This is a genomic window from Photorhabdus aballayi, from assembly GCF_026153155.1.
GTDB classification, from domain to species: domain Bacteria; phylum Pseudomonadota; class Gammaproteobacteria; order Enterobacterales; family Enterobacteriaceae; genus Photorhabdus; species Photorhabdus luminescens.
Genome location: NZ_JAPFCD010000022.1, coordinates 17,698 through 41,801, shown reverse-complemented (window position 1 = coordinate 41,801; position 24,104 = coordinate 17,698). Strand labels below are relative to the sequence as shown.

Sequence of the window (24,104 nt, the reverse complement as noted above, 5' to 3'; positions counted from 1 at the left end):
TTGATTTTATTTTGTTTTATTGATTGCCTTGGTATCAAAATTATATTTTTAATTGTAGTGTTATTGTTGGGAATATTTCTTGTGATAGATAATTATGAGAAGATAATAGAAGATATGATCATGGCAATGTGTTTTCGGGTAGTGATATAGGATGCTTTAATTATCCTTAATTTCATGATCTCGCTCTAGAATATATTAGGTTTATTTTAAATACCTGTGATAATTAAAAGCCTTACCTATTAGAGATAATTGTTGCTGGCTATTCTTATATACCTTATAGATTTCAAGATGCATCGCGACGGCAAGGGAGTGAATCCCCGGGAGCATAGATAACTATGTGACCGGGGTGAGCGAGTGCAGCCAACAAAGAGGCAACTTGAAAGATGACGGGTATAAATGAACAGCAAACACGGACAGTGCGGAAAACCCAGCGTATACACGCAGTGTGTGAGGGGTGATTCGCCTCGCTTATGGCAAAAAATAGCAAAAAAATAGCCCTCTTTGATAGGTAGTAAATGTATATGTTGGGAGGAGTATCTAATTGAATAATATTAAGATTTATCCTGTCTTGCATCACGTGTTGGTAAATATTGCGGGGCATCAGAAAAATAACATCACAAAACGCTCTAATTGGAATACATCTCGTTACAATCAATATTTTATTGCGTTAACTATTATACATGTCACCTTATTTTATTATTTTGAAATAATATGTAGTGATATTAATTGTAATTTGTAATGTTTCTTTATGGTATTGGATATAATAATGCCCTTGTAGGATTAAGAATAGAGTTTTTTATTTGTGCAATTAATGTTGGTTATTTGTTCGGTTACTAGGTGGATTGGAATAAAAAATGATCAATTGACCGTTATTAATCGAACGATGGCAAAGTGTCTTAATATTTTGAATTGATTTCGGATATGTCCGTTTTTATTTCTTGGGGGCAAGAAGTAAGAAAGAAATATTGGTGATGGCTGTCAGGTATGACAGTTTTCAAATTTCTAACAGATTCGTTGAGGTAATAAATGAAAGGTAACATTGCTACAGCGGGAAATGTTCTTAAAGATGAAGCTCTCTCTCAGATGTCATGTGAAAATATAACTCATAATACGTATGATACATCGATTCCACCACGAGAATGCGTTGTGGTGGGGGGAACAACCCTTGCGGTGTTTTGCGCCGAGCAAATTCTGGCGGCTGGGCATACCATACAAGCAGTGCTACCTACTGATAATGTTCTACAAACGTGGGCTGCCCAGCAAGGGATTGCTTGTGTGAACTCGGTTGAGGCATTACAAGAACAAATCACGTCACAGCCTGTCGATTGGCTTTTTTCAATCGTCAACCCAATCATTTTGCCAGAGTCATTAATTAAACAAATTCGTAGCGGGGCTTTTAATTATCACAATAGCCCATTACCACGTTATGCGGGCAGTCATGCGACTTCTTGGGCGTTGTTAGCCCGAGAGACTGATTATGCTATTTCTTGGCACTGCATTGAAGGTGGTGTAGATGCCGGCGATATTGCTGTGCAATCGCCAGTATCAATTGAAGAACAGGATAACGCTTTCTCGTTGAATCTGAAGTGTTATCAAGCGGCTCAGAAAGGATTTGTTGAACTACTAAAAAATCTGGGGCGCGACGCACTGGTGACTTATCCTCAAGATCTCTCGCAACGGAGTTTTTATGCTCAGTCGCGTCGTCCCGATTGGGGGGGATATTTGTGTTGGGAGCAGTCGGCAGAAGTCCTGTCAGCTTTAGTGCGAGCATTGGATTTTGGGGAAAATTATTTAAATCCATTGGGTTGCCCGAAACTGTTACTGAGGCATGGCCCGGTACAAATTTCCTGGCTTGAGCGGTTGAACACATGCTCTGAGGGGATACCCGGTACGTTGATTAGTGTGGAGGAGGATGCCTGGCAGGTGACGACCGGCAGTGAGGATGTGCGGATCGGGGGATTCGCTACCCTTGAAGGTCATTTGTTGTCTGCCAAAGAACTTGCCGATATATCGGAACTTAGGCCGGGCAAACAGCTTCCTTTGCTCTCCTCACAACAAGCGCAGAATGTAAAAGATACCCTGCAAACACTCGCACCCAGTGAACCATTTTGGTATAAGCGTCTTGCCTCGTTACAACCCCTCCAGTTACCTTTTGAAATGATTGGGAAACAGGCAGAACCCCGATGGGGAATGAGTCCCTGGCAGCTTCCATTGCTAAAAAACGCTGGAGAAGATCCATTACAGGCATTGTTGCAGGTATTCGTTATCTATCTTGCGCGTTTGACTCAGCAGACTGAACTGCAAATCGGTTGGTATGTGGATGAGGCAAACGATAAACCAGATATATTGACCGGGTTGTCACCGGTGGTGCCGATGGTTGTTGAGGTGGCGTTTGATAAGCCGTGGTCTGTGGTAGCTGATTGGGTTGGTGATGAACTTGCTCGATTGGCGCGGCACCGCACATTTAGTCGAGATCTTCTCTCCCGTTCTCCTTCACTGCGGGCTATCCCGGAATTAAGAACAAGCCAGCCGTGGCAGATCGCCGTTTCTGTGATACAGGATGACAAATCGTGCGATCAGACGGTATCCGGCGAATTGCTGACGTTCCAAATGAATGCGCAGGGCGGTTTTCGCTGGATCTATGATGAAAATCGCTTGAGTCCAGAAGTTATTCTGCGGATGAGTGAGCATTTGCAGGTGCTGGCGTCATCAAAAAGGATGAGTGATGAAATCCCCATTGGACAGCTTAATTTGTTACCTGAGTCTGAACGCAAGCTATTATTGGAAACTTGGAACGCCACGGAAACCGCCTATCCTGAGGCGTTATGTATCCATCAGTTGTTTGAACAGCAAGTAGAGAAAAAACCGGAGGCAACGGCACTGATAGAGGGAGATAAAATCTTCAGTTATATGGAACTGAATACCCGCGCCAATCGGTTAGCTCGTCAGCTCATTGCTCAAGGGGTGTGTCCCGGTGATCATGTTGCATTTCTGCTAGCACGCTCGATGGAGCTAGTAGTCGCCCAATTGGCGATTCTCAAAGCTGGGGCCGTTTACGTGCCGATTGATCCTAGTGTGCCGGATGAGCGGAAAAACTGGCTAATAAGTGATTGTTCCGCCAGATTGTTGCTTACCGATACACAGGCGGATATTCCGGCTAATCTGGCTGTGCCGTTGTTTCGTCTCTCGGATGAGACAGACATAGATCGCGAGGAAGAACGCCTTAACCTTGACTTACCGCGTTCCAGCACCGAGTTAGCGTATATCATGTACACCTCCGGTTCTACCGGGACGCCCAAAGGGGTATTGGTGCCGCATCGTGCGGTGGTCCGGCTGGTTATCAATAATGGCTATGCTGAAATCGGACCGGATGATCGAGTGGCTTTTGCCGCTAATCCGGCTTTTGATGCCAGCACGTTTGAAGTCTGGGCGCCGTTGCTTAATGGCGGCGCGTTAGTGGTTGTTGAGCACGCTACTTTGCTGACGCCGCAGGCGTTTGTACAGGCTTTACAGGTTCAGCGAATAACCGTTCTGTGGTTGAGTGTCGGATTGTTTAACCGGCTGGCAGCGGAACTGTCTCCGGTTTTGCCGCAAATAAAGCTGCTGATTGTCGGCGGAGATGCTCTTGATCCCCATGTTATCGGTCAGGTACTGAATACCAGTCCGCCACAACAGCTATTAAATGGTTATGGGCCAAGTGAAGGTACTACCTTTACGGCAACATACCGAATCAATTCAGTAGCGCCGGGAGCGACCAACATCCCGATTGGCCGACCGGTAGCTAACACACGGGTTTATCTGTTGGATGCCTATGGTCAGCCGGTACCGTTAGGGGTAGTCGGAGAGATTTATGTGGGTGGCGATGGGGTGGCCTGTGGTTATCTTAATCGGCCTGAATTGACCGCTGAACGTTTCCTTGTCGATCCGTTCAGTGATAACCCGGATGCTCGTCTATACCGCACCGGGGATTTGGCGCGTTATTTGCCGGACGGCAATCTGGAATTCTTGGGCCGAAACGATCAGCAGGTTAAAATCCGCGGCTTCCGCGTGGAGTTAGGAGAAATCGAAACTCGGTTGGCAGAGCACCCAATGGTGCGTGAAGCGGTGGTGTTAACATGGGGAGAGGGTCAGGAAAAACGGCTGGCGGCCTATGTGGCGGCGGAAGCTCGTGACGGGTTGGTGAACAGCCTGCGTGATCATCTGCAAGCTATTTTGCCTGACTACATGGTACCGTCAGCCTTTGTGCGGCTGGATGATTTTCCATTGACGCCGAATGGTAAATTGGATCGTCGTGCACTACCGGCACCGGATGGTGAAGCCTTTGCCCGTCAAGTTTATGCCGCGCCTCAGGGAGAAACAGAAATAGCGCTGGCGGCGATTTGGCGTGAATTACTGGGGATTGAGCAGATCAGCCGGTATGACAGCTTTTTTGCTCTGGGTGGTCATTCGCTACTCGCGATACGGGTGGTTGAACGCCTGCGTCACTTGGGATTGACATTGACGGCGCGTGATATGTTCCAATCGCCGGTGTTGTCAGACTTGGCCCAAGCATTGGGACAGCATCAGGCTGTGATAGTCCCGCCTAACGTCATCACCCCGGCAACTACGGCGCTGACGCCGGCGATGTTGCCGCTGATTGATTTAACTCAGGCTGATATTGATCGCATCGTCGGGCAGGTGCCGGGCGGGATCGCTAATATTCAGGATATCTACGCCCTGTCGCCGTTGCAGGACGGTATTTTGTTCCACCACTTGCTGGCAAACGAAGGCGACCCGTATCTGTTGACGGGGCAGATGGCTTTTGCTGATCGGATTCTGCTGGATCGTTATCTGGCGGCGGTTCAACGGGTGGTTGATCGGCACGATATTCTGCGTACCGCTTTTATTTGGCAAGGATTGTCAGTCCCGGCGCAGGTGGTCTGGCGTCAGGCTACCTTGTCGGTGACTGAATTGACACTAAACCCGGTTGATGGACCCGTCAGTGACCAGTTAACCCGGCACTTTGATCCACGTCAGCATCGTCTCGACCTGAGCGAAGCGCCATTATTGCGTTTTGTCGTGGCTCAGGAAACTGATGGCCGTTGGATCTTGCTGCAATTGCTGCATCACCTGATTGGCGACCATGAAACAATGGAAGTGATGCACCGCGAAGTACAGACATATCTAACGGGTCAGGAGGAGAACCTGTCTGCGCCGGTACCTTTCCGCAATTTGGTGGCGCAGGCTCGGCTGGGCGTAAGTCAGGAAGAACATACCCGTTTCTTTACCGAAATGCTGGCGGAGGTGGATGAACCGACGCTGCCATTCGGGCTAACAGAGGTGCACCGAGACGGCTCACAGGTGACGGAATTCCACCGGATGTTGACGCCTGAATTGAATGCGCGTCTGCGCGGTCAGGCTCGGCGTTTGGGCGTCAGTCTGGCGGCGTTATGTCATTTGGCTTGGGCGCAGGTGTTGTCGCGTACCAGTGGGCAGGAACAAGTCGTGTTTGGCACCGTACTGTTTGGGCGGATGCAGGCAGCGGATGGTGCTGACAATGGTATGGGGCTGTTTATTAATACCTTGCCGTTGCGGTTGGGTATCGATGAAACCCCGGTACGGGAGAGTGTACAGGTTGCTCATTCCCAACTCGCCGGATTATTAGCGCATGAGCATGCGTCACTGGCGCTGGCTCAGCGTTGCAGTGGGGTTGCCAGCGGTACGCCGCTCTTTAGCGCTCTGTTGAACTATCGGCATAATGCCTTATCGGCAACGTCAGATGAGCTGATAGCCGGTATTGAATTTCTTGGCGTACAAGAGCGAACCAACTACCCGTTAGTGCTGTCGGTGGAGGATTTTGGCGATGCGCTGGGATTGACAGCTCAGGTAGTGCAACCGTTTGAGTCGGAACGGGTATGCGGCTATATGCAACAGACGCTGGAGAGTCTGGTGGAGGCCCTTGAGCAAGCCCCGGATATGCCTGTTCGGGCATTGGAAATTCTGCCGGAAGCGGAGCGTACCTTGTTGCTGACAACTTGGAACGCCACGGAAACCATCTACCCTGATCAGTTATGTATCCATCAGTTATTTGAACAGCAGGCGGAGAAAACGCCTGACGCGATAGCATTAGTGTATGAAGGGCAGACTCTCAGTTATGCCGAATTAAATGCCCGTGCTAACCGATTGGCTCGTCAGCTCATTGCACAAGGGGTATGTTCCGGCGATCATGTCGCGCTCCTGCTAGCGCGTTCAATAGAACTGGTGATGGCCCAACTGGCGATTCTCAAAGCCGGTGCTGTTTACGTGCCGATAGATCCCAATATGCCGGATGAGCGGAAAAATTGGCTAATAGGTGATTGTTCCGCCAAATTACTGCTCACCGATACACAAAGAGATATCCCGGCGGATCTGGCTGTACCGCTGTTTCATCTCTCAGATGAGGCAGATACGAGCCGCGAAGAAGATCGCCTTAATATTGACTTACCGCGTTCCAGCACTGAGTTGGCGTATATTATGTACACCTCCGGTTCTACTGGGATGCCCAAAGGGGTTCTGGTGCCGCATCGTGCGGTGGTCCGGCTGGTCATCAACAATGGCTACGCTGAAATTGAACCAGATGACCGAGTGGCCTTTGCCGCTAATCCGGCTTTCGATGCCAGCACGTTTGAAGTCTGGGCGCCGTTGCTCAATGGCGGCGCGTTAGTGGTTGTCGATCACGCCACTTTGCTGACGCCGCTAGAGTTTGTACAGGTTCTACAGATTCAACGAATTACTGTTCTGTGGTTGAGTGTCGGATTGTTTAACCAGTTGGCAGAGGAATTGTCTCCGGTTTTGCCGCAGATAAGGCTCCTGATTGTTGGCGGAGATGCCCTTGATCCTCATGTTATCGGTCAGGTATTGCGCACGAACCCGCCACAACAGCTATTAAATGGCTATGGGCCGAGCGAAGGCACCACCTTTACGGCCACATACCGTATCAATGCAGTAGCACCAGGAGCGACCAACATCCCGATTGGCCGACCGGTAGCCAACACGCGGGTTTATTTGTTGGATATTTATGGTCAACCGGTACCGTTGGGGGTGGTCGGAGAGATTTATGTGGGTGGCGATGGGGTGGCCTGTGGTTATCTTAATCGGCCTGAATTGACCGCTGAACGTTTCCTTGTCGATCCGTTCAGTAATCACCCGGATGCTCGTCTGTACCGCACTGGGGATTTGGCGCGCTATCTGCCGGACGGCAATCTGGAGTTCTTGGGCCGCAATGATCAGCAGGTTAAAATCCGCGGTTTCCGCATTGAACCAAAGGAAATTGAGGCCCGGTTGGCAGAACACCCAACGGTGCGTGAGGTTGCGGTGTTGGTACAGGGCGAAGGACAGAACAAACGGCTGGTGGCCTATGTGGTGGAATCAGAGAATGACGGGCTGGTGGACAGCTTGCATACTCACCTGAGTACCATTTTACCTGACTATATGGTACCAACGGCCTTTGTGCGGCTGGATGCTTTTCCGTTGACCCCGAATGGTAAGTTGGATCATCGGGCGCTACCGGCGCCGGACAATGAAATTGTTGCCCGTCAGGTTTATGTCGAACCTCAGGGGAAAACAGAAATCGCATTGGCGGCGATTTGGCGTGAATTACTGGGGATTGAGCAGATAAGTCGGTATGACAGCTTTTTTGCTTTGGGTGGTCATTCGCTGCTCGCTGTGCGTATGATTGGACGCTTGCGTCACCTGGGATTGACATTGACGGCGCGTGATCTGTTCCAGTCGCCGGTGCTGTCAGACTTGGCGCAAACGTTAGGACAGCATCAGGCAGTGATAGTGCCGCCTAACGTCATTACGCCAGCAACCACAGAGTTGACACCGGCAATGTTGCCGCTGATTGATTTGACTCAAGCTGATATTGATTGCATCGTCGGACAGGTGCCGGGAGGGGTAGCCAATATTCAGGATATCTATGCGCTGTCGCCATTGCAGGATGGTATTTTGTTCCACCATTTGCTGGAGAATGAAGGTGATCCCTATCTGTTAATCAGTCAGATGGCCTTTGCTGACCGGAATCTGTTGGATCGTTATCTGGCAGCGGTTCAGGGAGTGGTTGATCGCCATGATATTCTGCGTACTGCTTTTATCTGGCAAGGATTGTCAATTCCGGCACAGGTAGTCTGGCGTCAGGCTACTTTATCGGTGACGGAACTGACACTGAACTCGGCTGATGGTCCGATCAGTGACCAGTTAACCCGGCGTTTTGATCCGCGTCGTCATCGCCTTGATTTGAAGGAAGCCCCGTTATTACGTTTTGTGGCGGCACAAGAAACTGATGGCCGTTGGGTCCTGCTGCAATTGCTGCATCACCTGATTGGCGACCATGAAACGATGGAAGTGATGCACCGTGAAGTGCAGGCGTACCTGACAGGTCAGGAGGAGAGCCTGCCTGCACCGGCGCCTTTCCGTAATCTGGTGGCGCAAGCTCGGTTGGGGATGAGTCAGGAAGAACATACCCGTTTCTTTACTGACATGTTAGCGGAGGTAGATGAACCTACGTTACCGTTTGGGTTAACGGAAGTGCATCGTAATGGCACTCAGGTGGCTGAATCTCACCGGATGTTAGCGTCTGAGCTTAATAATCGTTTGCGTAGTCAGGCTCGACGTTTGAGTGTTAGTCTGGCGACCTTGTGTCATTTGGCATGGGCGCAGGTATTGGCGCGTACTAGCGGGCAAGATCAAGTGGTGTTCGGTACTGTGCTGTTTGGGCGTATGGCTGCGGGAGACGGGGCTGACAATGGCATGGGGCTGTTTATTAATACCTTGCCGTTGCGGTTGAATATGGATGATACCCCAGTACAGGACAGTGTACAGACCGCCCATACCCGATTGGCCGGATTATTAGCGCATGAACACGCGTCACTGGCGCTGGCCCAGCGTTGCAGCGGTGTGCAGGGTGAGATCCCTCTGTTTAATAGCTTATTGAACTATCGGCACAATACTTTGCCGGTAACGTCAGGTGATTTGATAAGCGGTATTGAGTTTCTTGGCGCGCAGGAGCGGACCAACTATCCATTAATGCTATCGGTGGAGGATTTTGGCGATGCTCTAGGGCTGACGGCTCAGGTAGTGCAGCCGTTTAATCCTGAAAGCCTATGCGGTTATATGCAGCAGGCGCTGGAGAGCTTGGTGACAGCGCTAGAGCAGGCCCCGGAAATGCCGGTACGACAGTTGGAAATTCTACCGGAAGCGGAGCGTACCTTGTTGTTAACAACCTGGAACGCCACGGAAGCCGCCTATCCTGACCAGTTGTGCATTCATCAATTATTTGAACAACAGGTGGAGCAAACCCCGGACGCGCCAGCGTTAGTGTATCAAGAACAAACTCTCAGTTATGCCGAATTAAATACCCGTGCTAACCGTCTGGCTCATCAACTTATCGCACAGGGCGTTGTGCCCGACCAACGGGTAGCGATTTGTGTGACACGCTCACCGGCAATGGTGGTTGGATTGCTGGCGGTGATGAAAGCGGGCGGGGCTTATGTGCCGTTAGACCCGGCTTATCCTGGCGCGCGTCTGGCTCATATTCTGACTGATGCTGCTCCGGCCGTGGTGCTGGCGGATAAAGCTGGTTGGTCTGCACTGGGCGAGGAAGCGCTGGCTGGGCTGACGGTACTGGACCCGAATATCTCGCCTGATCAGTCGGATAGTAATCCACAGGTATCTGGGCTGACTTCTCGTCATCTGGCCTATGTGATTTACACTTCCGGCTCTACAGGAGTGCCCAAAGGGGTAATGATTGAGCACCGCAATACGGTTAACTTCCTGTACTGGGCTCAGCAGGCTTTTGAAACCGAAGAGATCCGTAAGGTGCTTTTCTCAACGTCGATGAATTTCGACCTGTCTGTTTTTGAATGTTTTATGCCGTTGTCTCGTGGGGCGGAGATTCATTTGGTGGATGATGCCTTGTCATTGATGCAGCATGCTCTGCCGGTGACTTTGATCAACTCAGTTCCATCGGCGATGAAACCGTTATTGCAGGCTCAGGCGTTGATGGCGTCGGTTCATACTGTCAATCTGGCGGGGGAACCGCTTAAAGGCGCCTTAATTGAGCAGATTTTCGCAGAAACGCAAATACAGCGGTTATGTAATCTCTATGGGCCTTCTGAAACGACAACCTATTCTGCCTGGCTGCCGATACAGCGGGGTGACAGGATCATTGAAAGTATCGGGCGTCCGATAGCCAACACCTGCCTTTACTTACTGGATGAGTATGGTCAACCAGTGCCATTGGGTGTAGTGGGGGAAATGTATATCGGTGGCGCGGGAGTGGCGCGTGGCTACTTTAATCGCTCTGACTTAACGGCGGAACGATTCCTGATTGATCCGTTTAGTGATAAACCTGATGCCCGCATGTACCGCACTGGGGACTTAGCCCGTTATTTGCCGAATGGCAATCTGGAATTTCTGGGCCGTAATGACCAACAGGTTAAAATTCGTGGTTTCCGCATTGAACCGGGGGAAATTGAATCCCGGTTGGTGGAACACCCGGCAGTGAGTGAGTCTGTGGTATTGGCGCAGGGAGAAGGGCAGGAAAAACGGCTGGTTGCCTATGTAGTGGCGGAAGCCCATGAGGGGCTGGTAAATAGTCTGCATACTTACTTGGGTGCCCTATTGCCGGATTATATGGTGCCGTCAGCTTTTGTGCGTCTGGATGCGTTTCCGTTAACGCCGAACGGTAAATTAGATCGTCAAGCGCTACCGGCGCCGGATAATGAAGCCATTGCCCGTCAGGTTTATGAAGCGCCTCAGGGAGAAATGGAAATGGCTCTGGCGGCGATTTGGCGTGAAGTTCTGGGCGTTGAACAGATCAGCCGGTATGACAATTTCTTTGCTCTGGGCGGCCATTCGTTGCTGGCGGTGCGGGTGATGAACCGGATAGCTGCTTTGGGTATTGAATTGCCGCTAACCACCCTGTTTAAATCACCTTCGTTAAAGGCGTTTGCTGAGGCCATGCAGGCCCGGCAGGGGCAATCGGATACTATCCTGCCAGCCATTGTGCCGATATCCCGTGATGGGGCGTTGCCGTTGTCATTTGCTCAACAGCGCTTGTGGTTCCTGGCGCAGCTTGAAGGGGTCAGCGAAACGTATCATATTCCGATAGCCCTGCGTTTGTGTGGTGAGTTGGATATCGTGGCCTGGCAAAAGGCGCTGGATACCTTATTCGCCCGTCATGAAGCGTTACGGTCTGTCTTTGTCTCTGTAGATGGCCAGCCGCAAGTGCGGCTGTTGGCGCCGGATAGTGGCTTACTGTTATCTCAATATGATCTGCGCGGGGTTCCAGATGTGGATAAGGTGCTTGAACGCCTGAGCGTGGAGGAAGCCCATGCGTCATTTGACCTTGACAGTGGTCCGCTTATCCGCGCCTGTCTTATCCGGATCGCCGATGACGAATATCAATTTTTGTTGACCCAACATCACATAATTTCCGATGGCTGGTCTGCCAATGTGCTGGTACAGGAATTGAACACGCTCTATACGGCGTTTATGGCCGGACAGTCAGATCCATTGCCGCCGTTGGCGATCCAATACCCGGATTACGCCGCCTGGCAGCGTCAGTGGTTGTCGGCTGAACGTATTCAGGCTCAATCTGACTATTGGCGTGCAATGTTGGCTGATGCTCCGGTTCTGTTGGATTTGCCGACAGATCGGCCTCGTCCGCCGGAACAGTTGTTTGCCGGACAAGCCGTGCCGGTTAACCTGGATGTGGCGTTAACGACCGCCCTTAAGCGCTTGAGTGAGCAGCAGGGCGTCACCTTATTTATGACGCTGTTGTCAGCTTGGGCGATAGTCCTATCGCGCCTGTCAGGTCAGGACGATGTGGTGATTGGCACACCGAGCGCAGGCCGTGGCCGTCGGGAAGTTGAGTCGTTGATTGGCTTCTTTGTCAATACGCTGGCGTTGCGCATGGATTTATCGGGTGAGTTGACCGTGACGGAATTACTGGCGCGAGTTCGGCAAACCGCATTGGCGGCACAGGAGCATCAGGATTTACCGTTTGAACAGGTGGTGGAAATCGTGCAACCACCGCGCCGACTGGCGCATACCCCGTTATTCCAGGTGATGTTTGCCTGGCAGAACAATGAAACTACGGAATGGGGATTACCGGGGCTGGCGGTGTCGCCGGTCGATCAAGTCGTTGATGTTGTTAAGTTTGATCTTGAGCTTAACCTGTTAGAAGAGGAAGGCGGGATTGTTGGTACATTGAGTTATGCTACGGCTCTGTTTGATCCATCGACAATGGAACGGCAGGTGGAATATCTGCATGCGGTGCTGAAAGCGATGGCGGCTAATCCCCAACAGCCGGTCAGAGAAATGGATATCCTTTCTCCGGCAGAGCGCAAGTTGTTGCTGGAAACTTGGAACGCCACGGCAACAGCCTACCCTGAGACGTTATGTGTTCATCAATTGTTTGAACAACAGGTAGAAAAAACTCCAGAAGCGGAAGCCTTAGTGTGTGAAGGGCAGACTCTCAGCTATGCTGAATTAAATGCTCATGCTAACCGGTTGGCCCATCAGCTTATTACATTAGGGATAAAGCCGGATCAACGGGTGGCGATTTGTGTGTCACGTTCACCAGCAATGGTGGTGGGATTGCTGGCGGTGATGAAAGCGGGCGGGGCTTATGTGCCGCTAGACCCGACTTATCCTGGTGGGCGTTTGACACATATTCTGACTGATGCTGCTCCGGCGGTTGTGCTGGCGGATAAGGCTGGCAGGGTTGCACTAAGCGAGGAAGCGCTGGCTGGATTAACGGTACTGGACCCGAATGCCTTGCCTGATCAACCGGATAGTAATCCACAGATATCTGGGCTGACTTCTCGTCATCTGGCCTATGTGATTTACACCTCCGGTTCTACGGGAACGCCTAAAGGGGTGATGATTGAGCACCGGAATACGGTTAACTTCTTGCATTGGACTCAGCAGGCTTTTGAGACGGAAGAGATTCGTAAAGTACTTTTCTCAACGTCAATGAATTTTGACCTGTCCATTTTTGAATGTTTTATGCCGTTGTCTCGTGGGGCGGCGATTTATCTGGTGGATGATGCCCTATCATTAATGCAGCATGCTCTGCCGGTGACCTTAATCAACTCAGTTCCGTCGGCAATGAAACCGTTATTGCAGGCGCAGGCGCTGATGGCGTCGGTTCATACTGTCAATCTGGCGGGGGAACCGCTTAAAGGCGCCTTAATTGAACAGATTTTCGAAAAAACGCAAATACAGCAGTTATGTAATCTTTATGGACCTTCTGAAACGACAACCTATTCTGCTTGGTTGCCGATACAGCGGGGTGAACGGATTATTGAAAGTATCGGCCGTCCGATAGCCAACACCAGTCTTTACTTGTTGGACGAGTATGGTCAACCAGTGCCGTTGGGCGTGGTGGGGGAGATTTATATCGGCGGCGCGGGAGTGGCGCGTGGCTACTTCAATCGCCCAGACTTGACGGCGGAACGTTTCCTGATTGATCCGTTTAGTGGTGTGCCGGATGCCCGGATGTATCGCACCGGAGATTTAGCCCGTTATTTGCCGAACGGCAATCTGGAATTTTTAGGCCGAAATGATCAGCAGGTCAAAATTCGCGGTTTCCGCATTGAACCGGGGGAAATTGAGGCCCGGTTGGTAGAACATTCGGCAGTGAGTGAATCTGTAGTATTGGCTCAAGGGGACGGGCAAGAGAAACGGCTGGTTGCCTATGTGGCGGCAGAAGACCACGAAGGGTTGATTAACAGTTTACGTGAACATCTGAGTGTTCAATTACCTGACTACATGGTACCGGCGGTCTTTGTGCGGCTGGACGTATTGCCATTGACGCCTAACGGTAAGTTGGATCGGCAAGCGTTACCGGCGCCGGACAATGAAGCCGTTGCCCGTCAGGTTTACGAAGCGCCTCAGGGAGAAACGGAAATGGCTCTGGCGGCGATTTGGCGTGAAGTCCTGGGGATTGAGCAGATCAGCCGGTACGACAATTTCTTTGCTCTGGGCGGCCATTCGTTGCTGGCGGTGCGAGTGATGAACCGGGTAGCTGCTTTGGGTGTTGAACTGCCATTAACCACCCTGTTTAAATCCCCTTCGTTAAAAGCATTTGCTGAGGTCATGCAGGTTCGGCAGGAGCAATCGGATACTATCCTGCCCGCTATCGTGCCGATATCCCGTGAAGGGGAATTACCATTGTCATTTGCTCAACAGCGCTTGTGGTTTCTGGCGCAGCTTGAGGGCGTCAGTGAGACTTATCATATCCCAATGGCCCTGCGTTTGTGTGGTCAACTGGATATTGCGGCTTGGCAGAAGGCGCTGGATACCTTATTTGCTCGCCATGAAGCGTTACGTTCTGTCTTTGTCTCTATTGATGGTCAACCGCAAGTGCGGTTGTTGGCGCCGAATAGCGGCTTACTGTTATCTCAATATGACCTGCGCAAGATCCCAGATGCTGATATTGTTCTTGAGCGTCTGAGCGTGGAGGAAGCCCACGCGTCATTTGACCTTGAAAGCGGCCCGCTTATCCGTGCTGCTCTCATCCGGCTCACTGATGACGAATATCAGTTTTTGCTGACTTTGCATCACATTATTTCCGATGGTTGGTCTGCCAATGTGCTAATACAGGAACTGAACACGCTCTATACGGCATTTATGGAAGGGCAATCAGATCCGTTGCCGCCGTTGGCGATTCAATACCCGGATTACGCCGCCTGGCAGCGTCAGTGGTTGTCGGCTGAGCGTATTCAGGTTCAGTCTGACTATTGGCGTGCGATGTTGACCGACGCGCCAGTCTTGCTGGATTTGCCTACTGACCGGCCCCGTCCGCCGGAGCAGTCGTTTGCCGGACAGGCCGTGCCGATTAACTTGGATGTGGCGCTAACGACGTCTCTGAAACTCCTGAGTGAGCAGCACGGCGTCACCTTATTTATGACGCTGTTGTCAGCCTGGTCGGTGGTTCTGTCACGTTTGTCAGGTCAGGAAGAGGTGGTGATTGGCACCCCGAGCGCAGGCCGTAGTCGTCAGGAAGTAGAGCCGTTGATTGGCTTCTTTGTCAATACGTTGGCATTGCGTATGGATTTATCGGGTGAGCTGACCGTGACTGAGTTGCTGGCGCGAGTCCGGCAAACCGCATTGGCGGCACAGGAGCATCAGGATTTACCGTTTGAACAGGTGGTGGAAATCGTACAACCGACGCGCCGATTAGCGCATACCCCATTGTTCCAGGTGATATTTGCCTGGCAGAACAATGAGGGTACGGACTGGGAACTGCCGAAGCTGGCAGTCTCACCGGTCGAGCAAGTTGTTGATGTTGTCAAGTTTGATCTTGAACTGGGCTTGTCAGAAGAGGAGGGCAGGATTGTTGGGGCGTTGAATTATGCCACCGCCCTGTTTGATCCATCGACGACGGAGCGGCAAGTGGAATATCTGCACGCGGTGCTGCAAGCGATGGTGACTGATCCTCAACAGCTAATCGGAGAAATTGATATCCTGTCTCCGGCGGAGCGCAAGCTGTTACTGGAAACTTGGAACGTCACGGAAACCGCCTATCCTGATCAGTTATGTATTCATCAGTTGTTTGAACAACAGGTAGAGCAAACCCCTGACGCGATAGCATTAGTATATGAAGATCAAACTCTCAGCTATGCCGAATTAAATACCCGCGCTAATCGGTTGGCCCATCAGCTTATCGCACTGGGTGTCGTGCCCGATCAGCGAGTGGCGATTTGTGTATCACGTTCACCGGCAATGATCGTGGGGGTATTGGCAATACTGAAAGCCGGTGGCGCCTATGTGCCGCTGGACCCGGTTTATACCGGGGAGCGTCTGGCACATATTCTGACCGATGCCGCCCCGGCTATTGTGCTGGCGGATGATACTGGACGTAATGCGCTGGACGAGAAAACGTTGACTGCTCTGACGGTACTCGATCCTAATATCTTGCCCGATCAGTCGGATAGCAACCCACAGGTACCGGCATTAACCGCACAGCATCTGGCCTATATAATTTACACCTCGGGTTCGACGGGGACGCCGAAGGGGGTGATGGTTGAGCATCGTAATATCCAGCGTCTGTTTGATGCGACTGAATCCTGGTATCACTTTAACCGACAAGATGTTTGGTGCCTGTTCCATTCCATCGCGTTTGACTTCTCGGTATGGGAATTATGGGGGGCGTTACGCTACGGCGCTAAACTGGTGCTGGTGCCGCACGCCATTGCCCGCTCTCCTCAAGAGCTGCATCAATTTGTGTGCCAGCACGGCGTCACGGTATTAAATCAGACGCCGAGCGCGTTCAAAGCCTTTATTGCCAGTTATGTTGACAATCCATTACCGGACCAGTTGCGTTATATCATCTTTGGGGGAGAAGCTCTTGAACCGGGAATGTTACGACCGTGGTATCGCCTGCGTGAAGAGACATCACCAAAGTTGGTGAATATGTACGGTATCACGGAGACGACAGTTCATGTGACTTATCGGGAACTGAATCCGCATGATGTGGAACAGACGACCAGCCCTATTGGTGAGCGTATTCCAGATTTAACCCTTTATCTGTTGGATAAATACGGTCAGCCAGTACCGTTGGGGACAATAGGGGAATTGTATGTTGGGGGTGCCGGTGTAGCACGGGGTTATCTGAACCGCCCTGAACTGACGGCGGAACGTTTCTTGGTTGATCCGTTTAGTGATCAACTGGGCGCTCGTATGTACCGTACTGGGGATTTAGCCCGTTATCTGCCGGATGGCAATCTGGAATTCCTGGGCCGCAACGACCAGCAGGTTAAAATCCGTGGTTTCCGCATTGAACCGGGGGAAATTGAGGCCCGATTGATAGAACACCCAGCGGTGAGTGAATCGGTGGTGTTGGCGTTGGGCGAAGAGCACGGAAAACGGCTAGTTGCTTATATCGTGGCGCCAGAGGATGAAGGGCTGGCAAATAGCTTGCGTACCTACCTAAGCGCTCTTTTACCAGATTATATGGTGCCAACGGCCTTTGTGCGTCTGGATGCGTTTCCGCTAACGCCGAACGGTAAATTGGATCGTCGAGCCTTGCCGGCACCAGACGGCGAAGCGTTTGCTCGTCAGGTTTATGAAGCGCCACAAGGGAAAACGGAAATTGCATTAGCGACCATTTGGCGTGAGTTGCTAGGTATTGAACAGATTAGCCGACACGATAGCTTCTTCGCACTGGGTGGTCACTCTCTGCTGGCGGTACGGATGATTGAACGTTTGCATCATCTGGGGCTGACACTGGCCGTGCGTGATCTGTTCCAGTCTCCAGTGTTGTCTGAACTGGCGCAAACGTTGGGACAGCACCGGGCTGTGGTGGTGCCGCCGAATGTCATTACGCCAGCGACGACGACACTCACTCCGGGAATGTTGCCGCTGGTAGATCTGACTCAGGCTGACATTGACGGTATCATCGAGCAAGTGCCGGGTGGGATGACTAATATTCAGGATATTTATGCCTTGTCACCGTTGCAGGACGGTATTTTGTTCCACCACTTACTGGCAAACGAAGGTGATCCGTATTTAGTGGTTAGTCAGATGGTCTTTGCTGATCGCTCTTTGTTAGACCGTTATTTTGCGGCGGTGCGACAGGTGGTTGAACGTCACGATATCCTACGTACCGCTTTTCTCTGGCAAGGATTATCTGCGCCGGTGCAGGTAGTCTGGCGTCAGGCGCCTTTATCGGTCACTGAATTGACACTCGACCCGGCTGATGGGGCGATTGGCGATCAGTTGACTCAACGTTTTAGTCCGCGTCATTATCGCCTTGACCTGAATCAAGCGCCGTTGTTGCGGTTTGTGGCGGCGCAGGAAACCGATGGCCGCTGGCGAGTATTGCAATTGCAGCACCACCTGATTGGCGACCATACGACGATGGAAGTCATGAACCGGGAAATTCAAGCGTATCTTACCGGGCAAGGGAATAGCCTGCCCGTTCCGGCGCCTTTCCGTAATTTGATTGCTCAGGCTCAATTGGGGGTTAATCAGGCAGAGTATATCCGCTTCTTTACCGATATGCTGACTGAGGTGGATGAACCAACGTTACCCTTCGGACTTACGGAGGTACATCGTAATGGCTTGCAGATGATGGAATCACACCAAATGTTATCTCAGGTGTTGAATGATCGTCTGCGCAGTCAGGCGAGACGTCTGGGCGTTAGTTTGGCAACGTTGTGTCATTTGGCCTGGGCACAGGTATTGTCGCATACCAGTGGTCAGGAGAAAGTGGTGTTTGGCACCGTTCTGTTTGGGCGCATGGCGGCGGGGGAAGGTGCTGACAGTGGGATGGGGCTATTTATCAATACCTTGCCGTTGCGGCTGGATATTGATGATACTTCGGTACGGGATAGTGTACGAGCAGCACACGCCCGATTAGCTGAATTGTTAGATTATGAGCATGCCTCATTAGCGTTAGCTCAGCGTTGCAGTAGGGTACAGGGTGAAATGCCGCTCTTTAGCGCCTTGTTGAACTATCGGCATAACGCGTTGCCAGTGGTTTCGGATGAAACCATGAGTGGTATCGAATTCCTTGGTGGGCAAGAGAGTAGTAACTATCCGTTTTCCTTGTCGGTGGAAGATTTTGGTAATGCACTGGGGTTGACGGCTGAAGTTGTCCAGCCATATGAGCCGGAAAGGGTATGCGGCTATATGCGGCAGGCGCTGGAAAATCTGGCGGAGGCGCTTGAGTCGGCCCCAGAGACGCCGGTACGGACGCTCAGTATTCTGCCCGAGGCTGAACGCACGTTATTACTGGAAACCTGGAACGCCACGGACACCCCGTATCCTGACCCGTTATGTATTCATCAGTTGTTTGAACAACAGGTGAAGAAAAATCCTGATGCCATAGCGCTGATATATCAGGAACAAACTCTCAGCTATGCTGAGCTGAATGCTCGCGCCAATCGACTGGCTCATCAATTGATTGCGCTCGGCGTAATACCCGATCAGCGGGTGGTGATTTGTGTAACACGTTCACCAGCGATGGTAGTGGGCGTGCTGGCGGTGCTGAAAGCCGGGGCAGCTTATGTGCCATTGGACCCGGCTTATCCGGGTGAGCGTCTGTCTCATATTCTGACTGATGCCGCGCCGTCTATTTTGCTGGCGGATAGTACTGGACGGACAGTATTGGGCGAGGAGGCGCTTTCGGGGTTGACCGTATTGGACCCGAATTTGTTACCTGACCAGCCGGACGGCAATCCATTAGTGACTGCATTAACGCCACAACATCTGGCCTATGTGATTTACACCTCCGGTTCAACCGGGCAGCCGAAAGGGGTGATGGTGGAACATCAGGCGGTCTATCAACGTCATCTGGGGGTGAATGAACACTATGCTATCACCGCGCAAGACCGGGTATTGCAATTTGCTGCTTTTGCATTCGATGTTTCAGTAGAAGAGTGCTTCTCGACGTTGTGCAACGGGGCTACGCTGATTATTCGTGATGATAGCTGGTTGACTTCGATGCCGGAATTTATTGCTTTAGCCCGGCAAAACCATATCACAGTGATGTTTCTGCCGACCTTATTCTGGTCTGAACTGGCGGCCAGAGATAATAGATCACCGCTGCCGGAGTGTCTCAGGCTGATCATCATTGGCAGTGAGGCGGTCAAAAAGAATGCCATTCAGGATTGGTTTAAGCAGGAAGGCCACCGACCTCGGCTATTGAACGCGTATGGTCCGACGGAAAATACCGTGACGGCGACCTGTAAAGAAGTCATCTCGTCGGCAGATGATCGTTCTATCGGTCGGCCGATTAAAAATACCTGTGTATATCTGTTAGACAAAGATGATCAACCCGTGCCATTAGGTTGCACCGGCGAAATGTATATTGGCGGCGTCGGTGTGGCGCAGGGTTATCTTAACCAGTCGGCATTAAGTGCGGAGCGTTTCATACCCGATCCCTTTAGTGCGGTATCCGGCGCCCGGATGTATCGCACTGGGGATTTAGCTCGCTACCTGCCGAATGGTGAGTTGGAATTCCTTGGCCGTAATGATTATCAAGTTAAAATTCGTGGCTTCCGAATTGAACCGGGGGAGATTGAAGCTCGGCTGACAGAGTATCCTGCGGTACGCGAAGCGCTGGTATTGGCGCTGGATGACGGGCAGGACAAACGGCTGGTTGCCTATGTGGCGGCGGAAGCAGATGATGAATTGGTTAATAGCTTACGTATCCATTTGAGTGCTATTTTGCCTGGCTACATGATACCGGCAGCTTTTGTGCGTCTGGATGTTTTCCCGCAGACCCCGAATGGTAAGTTGGACCGCCGGGCATTGCCAGCGCCGGGAGAGGAGGCGTTTGCTCGTCAGGTCTATGAAGCCCCGCAAGGGAAGATAGAAACGATGTTGGCGGCTGTTTGGCGTGAGTTGTTAGGCACTGAGCAGATTAGCCGACATGACAACTTCTTTGCTCTGGGCGGCCATTCATTGCTCGTTGTACGGATGATTGAACGATTGCGGCGTGTAGGTCTGGGTATATCGGTGCAAACGCTATTCCAGAATCCAACACTTCGTGTTCTGGCGCAGTCCTTGGCTGAGCATAATGAAATTCGGGTGCCTGACAACCGTATTACACCGGATACCGTGGCGTTGACACCGGATCTGCTGCCGTTAATTGATCTGACTCAAACTGAGATTGACCTCATCGTTGAGCAAATACCGGGCGGACTCAAAAATATTCAGGATATCTATGCCTTGTCACCGTTGCAGGATGGCATTTTGTTCCACCATCTACTGGCGAATGAAGGTGATCCGTATCTGTTGACGGGGCAGATGGCCTTTGCTGACCGGGCGATGTTGGATCGTTATCTGGCGGCGATTCAACGGGCCGTTGATCGGCATGATATTTTACGTACTTCCTTTATCTGGCAAGGATTATCAGTCCCGGCTCAGGTGGTCTGGCGTCAGGCCCCATTATCAGTGGCTGAATTGGTTCTGGACCCGGCTGACGGTCCGGTCAGTGAGCAGCTAGCCCGGCGTTTTGATCCGCGTCGGTATCGTCTCGATTTGAGACAAGCGCCATTGCTGCACTTTGTCATCGCTCAGGAAACGGATGGTCGTTGGTTGTTGCAGGAATTGCAGCATCATTTGATTGGCGACCATGAAACGATGGAAGTGATGCACCGCGAAGTCCAAGCGTATCTGACAGATCAAGCGGACAGCTTGCCTACGCCGACACCTTTCCGCAATCTGGTGGCTCAGGTCCGGTTGGGAGTGAGTCAGGAAGAACACACCCGCTTCTTTACTGACATGCTGGCGGAAGTAGATGAACCGACTCTACCGTTTGGGCTGACGGAAGTGCACCGTGATGGCTCGCTGGTGGTCGAATCCCACCGAATGTTGCCGACCGAGCTAAATAACCGTTTGCGTCATCAGGCGAGACATTTGGGCGTCAGTCTGGCTGCATTGTGTCATTTGGCCTGGGCACAGGTGTTGTCGCATACCAGTGGTCAGGAGAAAGTCGTGTTCGGCACGGTACTGTTTGGACGTATGCAGGCGGGAGATGGCGCCGACAGTGGTATGGGGCTGTTTATTAATACCTTACCGCTGCGGCTGGATATTGATGATACCTCGGTACGCGACAGCGTACAGACAACACATACCCGGCTGGCTGGATTGCTGGTGCATGAGCATGCGTCGCTGGTGTTGGCCCAGCGTTGCAGTCGTGTACAGGGTGATATTCCGCTCTTTAGTACCCTGTTGAACTACCGGCATAATGGGAATCCGATGACCCCGAATGAGGCAGTGCAGGGCATTGAGTTCTTGGGAGGGCAAGAGCGCACTAACTATCCGTTTGTGCTGTCGGTGGAGGATGGCGGCTCTACTTTGGGACTAACGGCTCAGGTGGTGCAGCCGTTTGAACCAGAAAGACTATGCGGTTATATGCAGCAGGCATTGGAAAGTTTGGTAGAGATGCTTGAACAGGCGCCGGAAACGCCGGTACGGATACTGAATATTCTACCAGAAACGGAGCGGAGGCTGTTGCTGGAAACGTGGAACGAGACTGAAACCGTCTATCCTGAGCAGTTATGCGTTCATCAGCTATTCGAGAGTCAAGTAGAGAAAAATCCTGATGCTACGGCACTAGTTTATGAAAGGCAGAGCCTCAGTTATGCGGAACTGAATGCTCGTGCTAACCGACTGGCTCACCAATTGATTGCATTGGGTGTCGTACCCGATCAGCGGGTAGCGATTTGCGTGGCGCGCTCACCGGCAATGGTGGTGGGATTGTTGGCCGTATTGAAAGCTGGGGGAGCTTATGTACCGCTGGACCCAACCTATCCTGGGGAGCGTCTGGCATATGTTCTGACTGATGCCGCTCCAGCTATTTTACTCGCGGATAAGGCAGGACGCGCTGCGTTGGGTGAGCAGGCACTGGCAGAACTCACGGTACTTGACCCAGATACACGGTTTAACCAGCCGGACGACAACCCGCAAATACCTGAATTAACCTCACGACATCTGGCGTATGTCATTTATACCTCGGGTTCGACGGGGACACCGAAAGGAGTGATGCTGGAACATCGCGGTGTCTGCAACTATCTGCTATGGGCGCGGAGTGATTACTTAACTGAAAGGCAATTCGATAGTATCGTTTCGTCACCGCTAGCCTTTGATGCCACGGTCACCAGTCTTTACCTGCCTTTACTGTGTGGCGGCAAGATCCGCTTGATTCGTGACGGGCAGGAGCTGATTGAACTGCTCCCCGCGTTGCTGTCAATGGAATCGGGCGCTCTGGTTAAAATTACCCCTAGCCATCTTTCAGCGATGGGTCAGGAATTAAAAACAGCGGAACGAGAATGCCCTGCGCACTGCTTCATCGTGGGCGGAGAGGCGCTACCCGGTTCCACGGTTGCACTCTGGCGAACATTATCGCCTGGATCACGCATCATTAACGAGTATGGTCCAACCGAAACTGTCGTGGGTTGTACTGTGTTCGATACCAATCACCCGAGCCGTTTTGTTGATAACGTACCGATTGGCCGCCCAATATCCAATACTCAAATCTATATTCTCAATGCCCGTGGGGAACCTGTTCCAATGGGTGTCACCGGTGAGCTTTATATTGGGGGAATCGCCGTTGCCCGCGGCTACCTGAATCGGCCAGAATTGACGACTGAGCGTTTCCTGCCTGACCCGTTTAGTGATAGACCTGATGCGCGGATGTATCGAACCGGGGATTTGGTCCGTTACTTGCCAAACGGCAATCTGGTATTTGTTGGCCGTAATGATCAGCAAGTTAAAATCCGTGGCTTCCGGATTGAACCGGGGGAAATTGAAGCCCGACTGACAGAACACCCTGAGGTCCGCGGAGCATTGGTACTCGCTCTGGATGATGGGCAGGATAAACGGTTAGTTGCTTATGTGGCGGCGCAAGCAAATGACGAGTTGGTTAATAGTCTGCGTACCCACTTGAGTGCCCTATTACCGGGTTATATGGTGCCGGCGGCTTTTGTACGGCTGGATGCATTCCCGTTACTGCCGAATGGTAAGCTGGATCGTCGGGCATTACCGGCGCCGGACAGTGAAGCGGTTGCTCGTCAAGTTTATGAAGCGCCGCGAGGGGAAACGGAAATGGCGCTGGCGGCGATTTGGCGTGAAGTCTTGGGGGTTGAACAGATCAGCCGACATGACAATTTCTTTGCCTTGGGCGGTCACTCATTACTGGCGATGCGAGTGATGAATCGGGTAACTGCTTTAGGTATTGAATTGCCGCTGACTACCCTGTTTAAATCCCCAGTGCTAGGGGCGTTTGCTGAGGTCATGCAGGCTCGGATGGGGCAATCGGATACTATCCTGCCGTCCATCCTGCCGATATCCCGAGAAGGGGAATTACCGTTATCATTTGCTCAACAGCGCCTGTGGTTCCTGACACAGCTTGAGGGAGTCAGTGAAACTTATCATATCCCGATGGCCCTGCGCTTGTCTGGTCAACTGGATATTGTGGCCTGGCAAAAGGCTCTGGATACCTTGTTTGCCCGTCATGAAGCGTTACGTTCTGTCTTTATCTCTATTGATGGTCAGCCGCAAGTGCGGCTATTGGAACCAGATAGCGGCTTACTGTTATCTCAATATGACCTGCGCGGAGTTCCAGA

1 protein-coding gene (running past one end of the window) is annotated in these 24,104 nt (G+C 51.7%); it reads left to right on the top strand.

Annotation, left to right across the window (positions count from 1 at the left end):
- The first annotated feature begins 1,026 nt into the window (after window positions 1-1,026).
- Window positions 1,027-24,104, top strand: partial view of a non-ribosomal peptide synthase/polyketide synthase gene (locus tag OO184_RS25010; protein WP_283256297.1) — the 5' portion only. It continues 13,327 nt past the right edge of the window; only the first 23,078 of its 36,405 coding nucleotides appear in the window; it begins with the start codon at window positions 1,027-1,029; its stop codon lies off the right edge, out of view.